Source organism: Sorangium sp. So ce204 (genome assembly GCF_051526795.1).
GTDB classification, from domain to species: Bacteria; Myxococcota_A; Polyangia; order Polyangiales; family Polyangiaceae; genus Sorangium; species Sorangium cellulosum_B.
The window spans coordinates 8,963,895-8,978,023 of record NZ_CP150317.1 but is presented as its reverse complement, the minus strand read 5'-3'; the positions used below and the strand labels follow the sequence as shown (position 1 = coordinate 8,978,023).

The window sequence follows — 14,129 nt, the reverse complement described above, 5'->3', positions numbered from 1 at the left end:
GCGCGCGCGCTGCGCGCGCCGCCGGCGCTGCCCACGTCAGATGCGCACGAAATGGAACGTCGTGCTGAGATACCGTGTCTCCGAGGCGCCGACGTCGGCCGGATCCATGGCCTCGACCAGGTCGGCGCGGTTGAGCGCCAGGAGCCCACGGCGATGCGCGGAGACCAGCCGGGTCTTGAACGTGTCCGCGTCGCCGATCGCGACGCCGTCCTCCGTGAGGCGCCGAAGCACGTGCGAGATGAAGACTTTGTTGTCCCCGAACCGCCCGCTCGTCGACGCCCGTGCCGCCTCGAGCACGCGCGCGGCGAAGGCAGACTCGTCCGCGGGCAGGGGGGCTGCCTGCGGAGCGAGCAGGCCGCGCGCTCCCGTGCCGAGGGTCGACGCCTTTCTTACGAGCAGGTCGATAGCCTGCTTCAGTGTCCCCTGAGGAGGCGCGTCGGCCTGACGGCTCAGCAGCGCCCGCATGCCCGCCTCGAGGGTGAAGGGATCTGCCGTCGTGACGCCGATGGCGCTCCAGGCGATAGCCCCGAGCACACGCGAGAGCGATGGGGCCTGGCCCAGGTTGAGGTGGAAGGCGCTGGCGAGGAGCGTCGCGATACGCGTAGCCTCCGCGGCTGCCACGTCGACGGCGAGCTCCCTCCGGCCCTTCGCCGCTGATGTCTCCTCGTCGAGTATCCGGGCCGCCACTAGACTCTTCATCTCCTGCCAGCTCACGTTTTTGTGGTGCGTCAGGTGGAGGGCCATGCGGATGGTTCTTTGACCCTCGCGGGTGATCTGATAGGCAGACCTTCTCACGCGCGTGGCGAAGCCGGATTGCACGAAGTCGATGAGTTCGTTCTCGATGAGTCGGGTCGGGTCGTTTTGACCTTGCCTACCTTTGAAAAGAAACATCAGCTTTGGCGCGATTTGGCGCGCGGTGAAGCCATCGAGGTTGCAGAAGAGCCGGCCGAGGACGTAGGTGCCCAGGCCGGAGAGGGTGACCTGTTCGCTGGAGCTCATCGGCCTACCTCCATCGCCCTCGCAGTGGGCCTCGCGGCGCGGCGGTCCACTCGCTCACGGATCAGCTCCCACGCGTCGGTTGGTTCGAAGTGATAGCGCACCTGTTTTGGCTCGACGGCGCCCGTGAAGCGACCGCGCAGGACCTCCAAGAGCGCCAGTGCGTCGGAGCGCTTCTGGTCCACCCGGCCATCCCGCAGGAACTCGCGCAGCGCCGCGGTCTGCTCGCGCGGCACGCCCTCCTCCTCGGCGCGCCGCAGGAGGATCGGATAGCAGCGGTCCGGGTAGAACAGCTGCTGGCCCAGCGCCTCCAACCGTTTGCGCGTCTCGCCAGGGATCACGCTGGCTCGCTCGGCGGCGCGCAGGGTGGTGCGGATGTTCACCAGCGCCTCGCTCAGCGGGCGATAATCGTCCTCGGCGGGCGCGTGAGCCACGGCGACCTCGTCGTCGGCGTCGAGATCGCCTCGCGCGTACCCCTCGTAGATGGCGCCCACTCCTTCCATGCCGAAGAGCGAGAGCTCGGCGGCGCGGAGCGCCCCCATGCTCGACGCGCCGAAGACGTGCACCCCCTGCGCCATCGCCCAGAGGATCTCCTTGTGGGACACGGACGGAACGCGCTCGAAATAGCCGTCGATGAGGCCGATGGCGACGGGTCTCTCCAGCGCGGCACGGTAGATGTCGCCCTGGGCCGCGGGCGGCAGGAAGATGGCGTCGATCTGCTGCTGGCCCTCCGAAGCCGGGAGGGTGGGACCTGTGAAGATGCAAAGATTCATGGTCTGCGCTCCGAAAGGCGCCGCTGCGCGCGCGCGCCGGGGATGTAACCGGGGACATCGTCGAGCGGCTCGAGGCACGGGATGATCACGCGCACCACCGGGATCTCGAGCTCAGGACGGGTGAGGTCGACAGCGACGATCTGGTTGAGCCCCGCCGTGCGCAGGCGCTCGATCTCCCAGGCGACGTCGTCGTCAAAGGTTTCGCCCGCAAAATCGGGGGCGTCGTCGAAGCTGCGATGTGGCGGCTCACCCGCGTGCTCTTCGAGGAAGCGGCTCGCCGCGCGAAGATCGTCGTCGGGCCCGTTGCCGCGGGCCCGGACGTCGTCGCGCACGCCGGTGACGACGGTGAGCCGGCTCTGCGCTGCCTCGGTGATCGCTCGCCGGAGCGCCACATCGCGGGAGGGGTGGCAACCGAAGCCGAGCATCGGCGCGATGGGCCGGTGCAGGTTGGGCGCGCGATCGACGAGCGTGCAGCAGAAAGCCGGGACGCCGATATCGGATGTGATCTCCCAGACAAACGGAATGACATCGGCGCGCTCCACCTGCTCCAGGAGCGCGCGGCACCCCGGCTCGTCCACCGTGGACAGGTCGATCCGCGTCCGGCGCTGGTGTTCCGGGCCCGAGAGCCTCCAGAGCGTGGCGGCGTCCCTTTCGATGAGCTCGCAGATCGCGTGACTCACGGCCTCGAGCGGGTGGTTGCCGGAGGCGAGCCCGTTCGAGCTCATCACGAAGGCTCCGCTCGCGGCGAGCAACGGCAGCGCGTAGTCCGTGTGGACGACCTCGAACGGGACCCAGGTAGGTGCGCCCGTCACGAGATCCAGGCCAGCCACCCAGAAGAGGCGGAGATGATCATGGAAATCGACGATGGACAGGCGCGGCAGATTGTGAACGTCGAGGAGGCGGTGGCGGTGGCGGAGCTCGCTGACGGTGCCGAGCTTGAGCGGGAGCTGGATGTGCTCCGCGTGCCATTGCTCGATCGACTCCATCACGCCCGAGGCGCGCGCGGCAGCGAGGGTCGAGCCCTTGCCTTGTGAGACCGCGATCGAGCGCGCGTTGGGGCGGACGACCATGACCACCGGCACTCCGAGCGTGTCGAGGCCGGTCACGTCGGCGATCCGGGTGATGCCCATCGCCGGCAGGAGGGGCCGGACCCTCTCCACCGTTTCATCGGGAGATACGAGGCGGTGGGTGCCCGCGAGATAACGCTTGGGCGCTGCCGGCGGAGGACCCGATCGCTGCTCGGCACTGGCGCGGTTTGCGGAGGTGGTCATGGAAGCCCCGGCTCTCCGCTCAGCGCTTGAAGCGCGACAGGTTGAGGACGTAGCAGTTGATCCCGACGGGGACGGCTGTCGGCTGCGCGACGTTTGGGGGAAGCCGCTCGTCCGTAGGGTCGGGGCTCATGGAGAGGAAGTTCGTGCGGTGCAGTCCCTCGAGCAAGAGCAAGACCTCCTTGGTCGTCTCGACGAACCCGGGTCTCATGGAGGGATTCAGGACGAAGCGTCCCCACGATTGGCAGTGGACGACGTAGTAATCGCCCTCGCGAGTCTCGAAGGTTTCGCCGCTCTCTGCGCGGATCGTGCCTTTCTTGGCGCAGATGACGAGATCATAAGCGGCGAGCCTTCGCTCGCTGCTCAGCGCCGCGTAGGCCTCCTGGACGACGAGATCGTCGCCGGCCGTCTCGGGGAGGTTCTTGATGTTCTTTTCGCATATGACATAGACCCCGACGTCGCCCTGGAGAAAGTGCACGAATGCTCCGGGCTTGCCGGTCTCATGGAGAGAGGCGACCTTGTCACGGATCTCGGGCGGGACATCGCCCTCGGCCCAGCGGTTCTCTGCGCTCGCCCACGCGCTGGACTCCAGCTGGTAAACGGGGTTCGACTCGCGATCGATGGTGAAGACAATGCCTCTTCGATCGTTGCTGCACGGGATCTCGTTGGACATGGTTCGGCTCCGTTCTCGTTTTGTCATCGCAACTCCACACGTGGCCCGCGCGGACCGGGCGCGGACGGGGGCCGCGCGGCGGGCCTCGGCGCGCCGTCAAGAAGATCGGTTGAGTCGAGGCTCAGCTCACGCGTAGCCGCCGTGGCGGGCGCCGCGGAGCGCCAGCGCGAGCGGCCGGCAAGCGCGGGCCTCATGGCCTGACGCGAAGGCGCGCGCTGCCGCCTCGAGCAGCTTGGTGAGCCGACCCGGCAAGCGCTGCTGCCGCGGGTCGAGCACTGCACGTACCTGCGCGATGGCGCCCTCCAGGCGACCACGCGCGAGCTCCACCCGGCAGAGCGGCAGCCTGGCCAGCCACTGGAAGGGGTAGACGAGGGGGAGGGGCTCCCAGCAGGCGAGCGCCTCCTGGCCTGCCTCCTCGGCCCGTGCGACGTCGCCGCGCTGGAGCGCGCACCACGCGAGGGTGCCTAAGGCGGCTCCGGCGTACTCGCGCACGTTCTCTGCCCTTGCCAGCTTCAAGGTCCGCTTGGCCAGGTTCTCCGCACCCTCGACGAGATTCCGCCTGCGCTGGATGAGCGTGAGATAGGTCAGGCAGCGCGTCATGACCTCGAGGTCGCCGCTCTGCTCCGCGATCGAGAGGGCGTCGCGCATCTCGGCTTCGGCCTGGTCGGGGTCGCCGTACAGCATGCGGACGATCGCGAGGCTGCAGCGGGCGGCCAGAGCCCAGTGGCCTTCGGGCGGTGCGTCTGCGGCCTCGTACGCCGCGACGCACTCGTCGGCGAAGCTGAGCGTCTCGGCGGACGCGACGAACCGATCGCGCTGGATTCCCCACTGCGTCAGCGCGTGGAGGTAGTGGGCGCGGTGCAGCGGTGTACCTCTCTGCTCCAGCACGGGGCGGACGGCCTCGATGAGGGCATCCAGCCGGGCGAGATCGGCGAGCCAGTAATGCACGGAGATGCGATCCAGATGGATCTGGATCCACTCGTTCCACCACGCCTGGGCCTCGCCCGAGGCTCGCTCGGCCTGCTCACCGACGAGGGCGGTCTCCGCCTGCCCGTAGCACTCGAGCGCCCTGGCGTGCTGGTGGTGCATCTCCCAGGTTTTGCCGATCTTGCGGTGGAGCCGGGCATGGTCGACGCGGGAAGTCGCCGCGCCGAGTGCCGCACCGTAGGCGTCGCGGGCCTCCGCCTGACGCCCGACGAGCCCGAGCGCGTCGCCCAGCCCCTCGTGGAGCTCGGCGAGCGCTGCGGGCGCGGCGCCAGCGGTCGAGAGGGCGTCGATGGCCAGGCGGTAGAAGCGGACGGCGTCGCGGTTCGCGTAGACCTCGGCGGCTCGCTGCGCGGCTCGCGCGAAGTGCGCGCCGGCCTTACCGTGGAGGCCCGCTCTCGCGAAGTGGTGCGCCAGCATTGGCGCTTGGGCGCCGCGCGCCTCGAGCGCCTCGCCGGCGCGCCGGTGCAGCGCGGCTCGCGCTTCCGGATCGAGCTGGCTGTAGACCTTCTCGCGCAGCTTGTCGTGCACGAAGCGCAGCCGTGCTGTCTCCGACTCCTCGAGGATTCGCCGCGCCCGGAGCTCAGCAACCGCCTCGGTGGTCGCGTCTTGTCCGAGTGGGCCCGCGAAGAGGAGCTCGTCGTCGAGCTCCTGCCCCAGCACCGCCGCCCACGCCGCGAGCACCCGCGCCTCCGCGTCGAGCAGGTCGAGCCGCCGTCCGAGCAGATCGTCCAGCGTGCCCGGGATCTGGAGGGAGGCGAGCGCCGCGGCGCCGCGCCCCTTGAAAGAGAAGCCGCCGCCCTGCTCCCGCTGAAGTTCCCCTGCGTCGAGCGCCGCGCGCAGGTACTCGGCGACGAAGAACGGGTTGCCGTTCGCGTTACGGATGAGCACGTCGAGCACGGTCCTGGGCGGCATGCTTGGCGAGAGCATGCCCACGACCATGTCCTCGATGTCGCGAGCGACCAGCTTGTCGAGCCGGATCGAGGTGGCCCCCGGGGCGTGCGCGATATCCTCGAGCTCCGGGCGCGTCTCCTCCATCCGGTAGGTGCCGATGATCAGCACGCCGCCGCGCTCGTCGGGCTCGGCTCGGGCAAACGCATCGAGCAGGGCCAGGGTGAGATCATCGGCCCACTGCAGGTCGTCCAGGAGAAGACAGAGCGGCCTCGCCTCGGCAAGCGCCCGAAGGGTCTCCCGCAGCGCGGAGACGACGCGCTTGCGCGCCTGCGAAGGCGGCAGGGGCGCCGGCTCGGATAGGCTCCCGAGCGCTCGCAGCTCGGGCACGTAGGCCGCGAGCACCTCGCGGCGACCGCCGAAGAGCCGGTCTGCTTCTGCCGCGGATGCGCGCGCTTGATCGACCGCTGCCAAGAGCGCCGTACGCAGCGGTTGCAGCGGAGCGGCCATCGCCGCCATCGCACCCGCCTCACCGGCCCCAGGCGCAACGCACACGCCCGAGAACACCTGGAGAGGCAGCCCCTTCGCCGTGGCGCGGCTCACCTCCCGCACGAGCCGCGTCTTGCCCGAGCCGCTCTCCCCGTGCACTAGCGCGATCGCGTCTCGCCTCTCGGAGGCGGCGCGCTGGGCCATCGTCTGCAGCTTGCAAACGGCATCGGCGCGGCCTGCGAGTACGGGCCGGTACAGGTACACGCGTGGCGGCGGGCCCTCGTCGCGCTCGGCGGCCGCGCCCAGCGCGACGAGCTTTGTGGCGACGTCGGCGGCGTACTGGACCCGACGCTGTGGATTCTTCGCCAGGAGCGCGAGGATGAGGTCGTCGAGCGCTGCGGGGAGGCCCGTGACAAGAGCCGAAGGGCGCTGAGGTGAGGCAGTGCGGTGCTGCTCGCAAAGGGACGAGCTGTCGCCGAGGAAGGGAGGTCGTCCCGTCACGCACTCGTAGAGGATGCAGCCGAGCGCATAGAGATCGGCGCGCGCGTCGACCGGTCCCCCCTCGAGCTGCTCCGGGGCCGTGTAGGCCAAACTGCCGGCGAGCGGATCCACGTCGAGTTCCTCGCGACCGGCGCCGCCGAAGTGAACGGCGATCCCTAGGTCGACGAGGACAGGGCGTCCGTCGCCTTGGACAATGATGTTCGCGGGCTTGAGATCGCGATGTACCAGGCCCTCGCCATGCAGGTAGGCGAGCGGCGCGCAAAGGCGGCGGATCAGCGTGAGCATCGGGCCGAGCGGGCGCGCGTCCGCGCTCCTCACTGCGGGCCCGTCGGTGCGCAGGCGGACGCTGGCCGGCACGGACCCTGAGGCTCGCATGGGAATGGTGAGCGCCGCCCCTAGGCCGGCGTCCTTCGAAAAGGTAGCCGTGAGGTAATCCCGGAGCGTGCCGCCCCGGAGGAGCGGCATCGCGACCCAGGGCACCCCGCCGGTGACATCTTCATCGAGGAAGCGAACGATGCCAGGGTGGTTCAAGCGGCGGAGCACCCGCGTCTCACGGCGTACCGCGGCGAGGTGGTCGGCGTCGTTCACTCCGCGCACTGTTTTGATGGCCACTTCCTCGCCTGTCAGGACGTGTGCGGCGCGGAAGACGACGCCCATGCCGCCCCCGCCGAAGCGTTCGATGATCCGGTACGGGCCGAGCTGGCGAGGCTCGTCCGGCACGTCACTGGCTGTCCCCTTCTCGTCGATCATCGGAGGGCACAAGGCTACCGCAGCTTCGACGCCGGCCTGACCTCCTATCCTCCGGGGAGACCGAGCGGCACACGCGAGCCCCTGGAGGCGTTCCTCCTCAGGTCCCCGCTGCGGCATCGTCGTGCTGCCTTCGCTCTTCGCGCTCACGTCACGGACACTCAGCACGTTGCGTGCCGAGCTAGGCGCGTCGCGGATCCTCGCGAAAATCCGCATCGTTGCTCATCGCCTGCGCGGCGCGCGCGCCAAGGTTGGCCACGCCCCAGGCCAAGGTTGGCCCGCTGGTAGTCAACCTTGGCCTATCGCTCCGGGGGCCTGATGCCGAGCTCCTTGATCCTGCGTGAGAGCGTACGGAGTGAAAATCCAAGCCGTTTGGCGGCCTCGGGCTTCGTTTTTTCCTCCCGGAGAGCCGCCTCGATTCTTTGCCGCTCGATCCGGGCCAGCTGTGACCTGAGGTCGAGGTCCGCTGGTGGCTCCGCTTCCCTCGGCCGAGACGGGGCTTCCGTCGCATCCTCGGCGGCTGCCGCCGGCCGCTCCGCTAGATGCAGATGCGACGAGAGATCCTCGGATTGAATCAGATCTCCCTCGGCCATCGCGACTGCCCTGCGGATCTCGCGGCGGAGCTCTCGCACGTTTCCCGGCCATCGGTAAGCGCGGAGGAGGGACATCGCCTCCGGGGCAATGTCGTGCACGTTGGTCCGTTCCTGCTGGACGAAGCGATGTACGAGCCGTTCAATCTCGTCGAGGCGCTCGCGGAGAGGAGGGATGCGCAGCGAGATGTCCAGCCGGTAGTAGAGATCCTCGCGGAAGCTGCCGTCCTTGAGCATGGCGTCAATATTGCGGTTGGTTGCTGCGATGATCCGCACGTCGATCGGTATCTCCTTGGTCGAGCCCACCGGGGAGACCATGCACGTCTCGAGCACCCGGAGAAGCCTCTTCTGTGCTTCGGGCTCAAGTTCACCGATTTCGTCGAGGAACAACGTGCCCTCGTGGGCAGCCTGGAAGAATCCCTTTTTCTGTTCAATGGCGCCGGTAAAGGCCCCTCTTTCATGGCCGAAGAATGTGCTCTCGATGAGGTTGCCGGGAATGGCGCCGCAGTTCACGGGTATGAATGGCTTGCCTCGTCGTTTGCTATGGTCATGGATAAAGCGAGCGAATACCTCCTTGCCTGTGCCACTTTCTCCTAGAAGCAGTATAGAGAGATCCCTCGATGCCGCCTTCTTCGCTTCGCTGACGACCCGTTCCTGGGCCAAACCGAAGATAGGGCGATCGTCGCGCGCTGCGCTGCATGTGGACGAGGCGGCGATCACGGGGCGCTCTGGGGTCGCGATGTCCGCCGCGTTGCACGCTTCGTCGACGAGCTTCTGGGGCGAGCTTCCGTTTTCTCGATACACCGCCACGCCGACGCGGCGAATGCCGCTCTGATTGCCGCCGCCGGACGCAACCGCGTGCCCAATTTTAACGGCATCCTGCGCGTCGGCCTCGGGAACCAGGATCAGCGCGGTATCCCTCCACATACTCACGCGATCGACAGGCCGGAGATTCGCCCGCAGCTGCATGGCCCACTCCCCAGCCTTCGCGTGCGCGGCCTCCGCTTCACCGGGGTGCACTGCGAGGACTGCAAAGGTTCGGCGCAAGCACTGCGCACGCGTGCTCTCCGTATCAAGCTCTCGATGAAAGGTCGCCTCGTCCAGCACGACCGGCGTAGCGATGGGGCCGATCGCGACAACGTGAGCGCTGACGTCTCCCAGAATCGCGTCGGCGCCTGGTGCGAGCATGATAGGCGCGCTGATCCGCTCGCCGTTCACCCATGTGCCGTTGGTGGAGTTGAGGTCCTCGACGAGGACGTGGCCGCCGACGAGCGTGAACCGAGCGTGCAGGTGGGAAATTCGCTTGTCGGGGATGCATAGATCTGCGGGCGCGCGCCGGCCGGCGACCATCTCCGGCCGGCCCGGCTCGAGCCGCATCGCTTCGACACCACCGCGATGAAAGAACAAGACCGAGACGCCGCGCGGCCGCAGTCGTGCGGGAGGCCCATCACCGCCGCCCGGGAGCTTCTCGGTGCTCGTGTCGTTCCGTCCGTCGTCGTGCCGCTGGTCGTCCATGGTTCTTCCCCTCGCGAAGATTAGAGGCGCAACCCGTCCGGCGTCGATGCTCAAGATGCCCGACGGGCTCCCCGCCGCGTTCGCCTCAGGCGGTGATGCTCTGTCCGCCCTATCCGCCGTTGCAATAGGATTCCGCTCTGCTTCGACATGGAATCCGTGAACGGCACCCCCGCTCGGATCTGGCGGCGTGGGTGGACATCCCGCTGTGGGAGGCAGCAGGTTCGTCCGGCGGGCGAACCGCACGGATCTTCCGTGCGCGCTTGATCGATGTCAGCTGTTCTGGTTCCGCCTGACCATCGCTGCTGGCGACGTCGAGACGCCCCGCGTGGTCCACGAGGCAATTGGGCGACTGCTCGGCGCGCCGGCTCCCCAGGACGAGGCTGCGGCCGGCCTGGTCGACGTTGCCCGCGAACGTGATCGGAGGGCACGATGATGTCCGGCGCTCTGCTTCCGCATCTCCTCGCTCTGCCCTCCTGAGTTCGACGGCCGCTCGATCGCGAGCGGCGTGTTCTCTGGGCCGAGCGCGACCAGCACGCAGTGCGGAACGCGGCACTCCGGGGGTTCGGTCTTGATGTCACCGCGACGCGCGGCGACATGCAGCGCGCGTTCCGGGCCAGGCGACGACTGAACGCGCGCACCCGGATCAGGGACGCGATCGCGTGTGGCTCGAGCGGCGGACCGCAGCGCGTTCCCAGCGCTCCTGCGCTGCGATGGCGTCGTCGGCGGCTCGGACGCCGTCGACGAAGAGCGCCGCGTCCGCTGGATGGTTCAGGTCGAGGCCGAGCCGGAGCAGCACCGCCCGGTCGCGTGGTGGCACCATTCGGAGGATCTCGGCGGCAGAGCGGCGCACGGAGGGCATGGGGGGAAAGTAGCAGCCCGGGGGCAGCGACGGAGCGCCCCACGAACGAGGCGGCGCTGTTTCCCCCTGTTCGACCGCCTGGACGCTCGAAAGCGCCGGCGAGCGTGTCGCGTCGACGAGGATCCGGTCCCTGTTTCCAGCCCTCCCGGAGCATGGGCTTGCAGCTCAAGGAAGTGTCACCGCAGCTCCCGGTCAGAAGTGTTACCAGGGCTCCGCTCGTACATGCTGCACGGCCTCGGCGCCCTCCTGCGCAGCCCCGGCGGTCCTGCTGCGCGGTCCCGGCCGCCCTCCTGCGCGGCCTAGGCGACCTCCTGCGCGGCCTCGGCGACCTCCTGCGCAGCCCCGGCGGTCCTGCTGCGCGGTCCCGGCCGCCCTCCTGCGCAGCCCCGGCGGTCCTGCTGCGCGGCCTCGGCGACCTCCTGCGCAGCCCCGGCGGTCCTGCTGCGCGGTCCCGGCCGCCCTCCTGCGCGGGTAGTGCGGTCATTTGCCCAAATGACCGCGGCTGGCGAGCAAAAGACCGCACCCGATCACGCGCTCAGTCCTCGGTGGTGGGCGGCTCGCCGAGGTCGAACAGGTCGAGCTGGACCGGCCGTCGCGGCGGGTCAGGTGGCGGAGGTGGCGCAGCCTGAACCGGAGGCGCCGACGGCGGCGGCTCGGAACGACGCGGCGAACGCTTCAGCGCGGGCGTCGGCTCCGTCACGAGGCGCAGGAACCCGCGACCGCCCGGGAGCGGCCTCGCCGGTGCGGAGGGCTCGCGATGAGCGAGCGGCTGCGCCTCGGGAGCGGCCGTCTCGCCCTCGGTCAGGAGCGTCTCCAGTAGCTCGTCCAGCGACCACACGTGGTCGGTGATGCCGGCCTGCACTGCCGGAGTGACCCTCAGCGTCTTCACGACGTGGCAGAGGTTGTAGTAGGCGTACACCAGCGCGACCGACGCGCGGTGGTGCTCGATGCGCTTGGAGAAGGCCAGGCACAAGCGCCGCATGCGCCCGTTCTGGTGCCGCGTGGTGCCGTTCAGGCGCTCCACGTACGCGGTCGACGCCTTCTTCGCGTCCGGCGCCCCGTAGATCGTCGTCTTCGTGATGAAGGGGTCACGCGGCGGCTCGTAGCGGTGATCGTCGTCGCGACGCCCGCGGCTTCCAGAGCGGTAGTTCTTCACCGTCTGCATGTAGTCGATCGACGTGCCGAACGACCTGCCCACGGCGGGGATGTACGGGGCGAACCCGTCGGACGTCAGCTGCGGCATCACGAGCATGCGGGCGCGTAGGTCCTCGATGAAGGCGTCCGTCGTCGCCTGGTCGCGCTTGCCGACTCGGTAGGCGATCACGAGCCTGGACAGCGTGTCCATCGCGACGAAGGTGTACGCCTCGCCCACGCCGGGCGGGTCGGCCTCGGTCACGCGGGACTGCTTCTTCTGGACGTACCCCCAGATCTCGTCGACCTGGACCAGCACGCACCGGAGGTCCCGCACCAGTCGGTTGTGGAGCCGCTCCGCACCCTGCCCCAGGGCCAGCGCGAAGCGCCGGATGGTCTTCTGCTGGACGCCGGTCATGCGCTCAGTCGCGCGCACGCTGTTGCCGTCTACGAGCGCCGCGAGCACACGCAGGCGCTTCTCCGCCGGGAGTACGTTCGCCACGGGACCCTTGCCTTCCCCCAGCGGAGGGCCCACGATCCGGCCTGCCAGGACGTCGGACGGGTCGCACCGCTCGGCTTCTGCCGCCCTGCTCCCAGTTCGCAGCTGAGAGCGGGGCGCTTTCGTCTAAGGTCCTCTGATTATAGCTGTTTTCCCGGGGAAAACCGCTCGGATCGGTGCGCGGCAGATGCCAACAGGACGAGGTATGTCGCAGCCGCCGTGCGCGTTTACAGCCTGTTTACAGCGTCTTCTGCGCGATCGGTCGCGAGCGCTAGCGGGCAGCGCGGCGCGCGTGGCGGGGCCGTATAGCGGGACGGCGGTGCGTGGTGCGGATGAGCGCGGAGGCCGGGCCGATGGCGCGGTTCAGGCATCGGATCGGGCGTCAAGGCGACCGAGTGACCATTGCTCAAATTGAGCACTACCCAAAGCCAGCGGCCCAGGTGCTAGCGTGAGTTCTCTACCGCCGCAGCGCCAGCGCGAGTGATAAAGACTGGGCGACCTGGGGCCATGCCCGCTGGCCGTGTGAAGCCGTCCCCCTCCAAGGACTGCATGGTCGGCAAGATCTCATCTTCTGGAATGCCAACCTTGCGTGCGATCGGGATAAAATCCCTTGGCGAAAGCTGATTTCCGCCTGTCTGGTCGTACAAAGTACACAACGCCGCGTACCGCCACGCTTTCCGCTGCTGGATTGTCGGGGCAGGCGGGTCGATGTTTTTCAAGGCATACTCCTCTGGTTCGCTTGCGGTCGACGTGAGAGGGCGTACGCCCGTTCCCAACGGGAAGGCCGTAGCAACGCCCTCCGGAAGGCGCACCGCGTGAGCGGCAAGCGCCAACGCGCCCCGGAGGATCCGACCCCTCCGAGGCGCGCTGCTTCCGTGGCCAGAGGATGGCCAAAAGCCGCGCCTCTGTCAAGAGGCGCACGTGGCCGTCCCGCAAATATTATACGCCGAGCTGTCTGCCCAGTCAAGTTCGAAGTTGACGCGTGACCGCGGTGCGACACTGTGCGCAGACCCGGAGGGGGCAGGGGCGGCTCCGCTCCGGCGGCGCCATCTGCGCCGCAGCCGCCGCCCGTGGCCACGGCCGCGAGCACGCCGGAGCCCGAGCCCACGCCGCCGTCAGAGCCGCCGCCCGCGCCTCAGCCCCGGCGGATGGTGCAGCTGAACTTGTTCGGCGATCCACCCGGCGGAGCGGAGTAACCGAAGCCCACCGGGAGCGCGTCGCGGCACTGGTGCAGCTGGCGCACTCCCGCCGGCGAAGCCTGAGCCTGAGCAGGTGAAGCGGCTGGTCAGGGGGCCCCGCTTGCTGCCTCCACAATCGCTGCGCCGAACATCTCGGCGAACACCCGGTCGAACAGCGGGCGGTCTCGCTCTGTGTAACTGGCCACTTCACGCGAGCTCCCGTTGATGTCGCGGTGGAGCATCTTGGGCGCCTCGCCGTGCTGCGCCACGTAGGCCGCCTTCACCCGCTTGCCGAACGTACTGCTCTTCGACCTAATCGTGGCGTCAGGCAGCCCGCGCGACCGGAGGTAGCCTTGGACGTCGAGGAGTTGGCTCTCAAGCACAGGAGCCTGCCCGGTAACGAGCGCCCACGAGTGCTCAACCTTGTGGCGGATGTAGTCCTCGCTCAGGACGCCGGGCGGTGCCGCGCTCAGGAGCTCGAGCCCGAGCCTCTGGCGGAGAGCGAGCAGGCGAAGCTGGCTCTCGCGGTCGTCCTGGATGACGGACGTGGCCCGCTGCTGCGGAAGCTCGCCGCGACGGGCCAGCATGTAGACACGGATCATCTCGTCGAGGAGCGCGTCGGCAACGTCCGTATCGCTCTTCGCCGCGACCTTCAGGGCCTGCGCCTCGGTCAGCCAGCGCTCATCGATGATTTCCTCGGCGAATCCTCGACGCCCCACGGTGGGGCGTCGAAAAACCGCGGCGATTTTGCCATCGTTCTCCATCCGGTCGATCAGTTCCCTGATCTTCCGCGGCCTCTCGAACCCCAGTCGCTCCCCCAGATCGAGGTCCCTCACCAGCGGCTCGCTGTCGCCATCGCGGAACCCCACCGTCCACCCGTCCACCTCACGCAGAGCCAACTCGCCGGATCCACCCATGCCAAACCCTCCGAAGTGCCTACCGCCCACCGAACCAGACTCGCATCACCGCTGCCGACCACCGAGTCGATCGCGCCCTCCACTAACAACGGTGGTCACATTGCCCGACTAGCATCGA

General features: G+C 68.7%; 9 protein-coding genes and 1 pseudogene. 1 reads left to right on the top strand and 9 read right to left on the bottom strand.

Annotated features, from left to right (window positions below):
• Nucleotides 1-36: 36 nt before the first annotated feature.
• From WMF22_RS33485 to WMF22_RS33450, 8 genes are all read right to left on the bottom strand, one after another.
• Entirely contained in the window at nucleotides 37-999 is a 963-nt protein-coding gene (locus WMF22_RS33485) for a hypothetical protein (RefSeq protein WP_438032422.1), read from the bottom strand.
• On the bottom strand, nucleotides 996-1,769 hold the full coding sequence (locus tag WMF22_RS33480) for a TfuA-like protein (protein WP_438032421.1): 774 nt from the start codon (nucleotides 1,767-1,769) through the stop codon (nucleotides 996-998). The genes WMF22_RS33485 and WMF22_RS33480 overlap by 4 nt, the downstream gene beginning before the upstream one ends.
• Nucleotides 1,766-3,040 (bottom strand): YcaO-like family protein, encoded by a 1,275-nt coding sequence (locus WMF22_RS33475; RefSeq protein WP_438032420.1) that lies wholly within the window; start codon nucleotides 3,038-3,040, stop codon nucleotides 1,766-1,768. Before WMF22_RS33475 ends, WMF22_RS33480 begins: the two co-directional genes overlap by 4 nt.
• Before the next feature lie 19 nt (nucleotides 3,041-3,059).
• A complete protein-coding gene (locus WMF22_RS33470) occupies nucleotides 3,060-3,710 on the bottom strand; it encodes a hypothetical protein (RefSeq protein WP_438032419.1) in 651 nt (216 codons plus the stop codon).
• A 126-nt stretch (nucleotides 3,711-3,836) separates the two neighbouring features.
• On the bottom strand, nucleotides 3,837-7,325 hold the full coding sequence (locus WMF22_RS33465) for a serine/threonine-protein kinase (protein WP_438032418.1): 3,489 nt from the start codon (nucleotides 7,323-7,325) through the stop codon (nucleotides 3,837-3,839).
• A 296-nt stretch (nucleotides 7,326-7,621) separates the two neighbouring features.
• Nucleotides 7,622-9,427 carry a sigma 54-interacting transcriptional regulator gene (locus WMF22_RS33460; protein ID WP_438032417.1) on the bottom strand — a complete coding sequence of 602 codons (1,806 nt, stop codon included), beginning with the start codon at nucleotides 9,425-9,427 and terminating at the stop codon, nucleotides 7,622-7,624.
• A 643-nt stretch (nucleotides 9,428-10,070) separates the two neighbouring features.
• The gene (locus WMF22_RS33455; RefSeq protein WP_437903470.1) at nucleotides 10,071-10,247 is read right to left on the bottom strand and encodes a hypothetical protein; all 177 of its coding nucleotides are present in this window, start codon (nucleotides 10,245-10,247) and stop codon (nucleotides 10,071-10,073) included.
• A 574-nt stretch (nucleotides 10,248-10,821) separates the two neighbouring features.
• Complete coding sequence (locus tag WMF22_RS33450) at nucleotides 10,822-11,919, bottom strand: transposase (RefSeq protein ID WP_438032416.1); 1,098 nt, start codon at nucleotides 11,917-11,919, stop codon at nucleotides 10,822-10,824.
• Nucleotides 11,920-12,935: 1,016 nt separating this feature from the next.
• Between WMF22_RS33450 and WMF22_RS33445 the strand changes: the two are divergent.
• Nucleotides 12,936-13,112 (top strand): annotated as a pseudogene (locus WMF22_RS33445) (IS1 family transposase); the annotation flags it as partial.
• Nucleotides 13,113-13,201: 89 nt separating this feature from the next.
• On the opposite strand, the gene WMF22_RS33440 reads toward WMF22_RS33445, so the two are convergent.
• A complete protein-coding gene (locus tag WMF22_RS33440; protein ID WP_438032415.1) occupies nucleotides 13,202-14,011 on the bottom strand; it encodes a hypothetical protein in 810 nt (269 codons plus the stop codon).
• Between the last annotated feature and the right edge of the window lie 118 nt (nucleotides 14,012-14,129).

Excerpts from the sequence above, each read along its gene's own strand:
- WMF22_RS33485 (WP_438032422.1), bottom strand. The coding sequence starts at position 999 with ATGAGCTCCAGCGAACAGGTCACCCTCTCCGGCCTGGGCACCTACGTC.
- WMF22_RS33480 (WP_438032421.1), bottom strand. The coding sequence starts at position 1,769 with ATGAATCTTTGCATCTTCACAGGTCCCACCCTCCCGGCTTCGGAGGGC.
- WMF22_RS33475 (WP_438032420.1), bottom strand. The coding sequence starts at position 3,040 with ATGACCACCTCCGCAAACCGCGCCAGTGCCGAGCAGCGATCGGGTCCT.
- WMF22_RS33470 (WP_438032419.1), bottom strand. The coding sequence starts at position 3,710 with ATGTCCAACGAGATCCCGTGCAGCAACGATCGAAGAGGCATTGTCTTC.
- WMF22_RS33465 (WP_438032418.1), bottom strand. The coding sequence starts at position 7,325 with ATGATCGACGAGAAGGGGACAGCCAGTGACGTGCCGGACGAGCCTCGC.
- WMF22_RS33460 (WP_438032417.1), bottom strand. The coding sequence starts at position 9,427 with ATGGACGACCAGCGGCACGACGACGGACGGAACGACACGAGCACCGAG.
- WMF22_RS33455 (WP_437903470.1), bottom strand. The coding sequence starts at position 10,247 with ATGGTGCCACCACGCGACCGGGCGGTGCTGCTCCGGCTCGGCCTCGAC.
- WMF22_RS33440 (WP_438032415.1), bottom strand. The coding sequence starts at position 14,011 with ATGGGTGGATCCGGCGAGTTGGCTCTGCGTGAGGTGGACGGGTGGACG.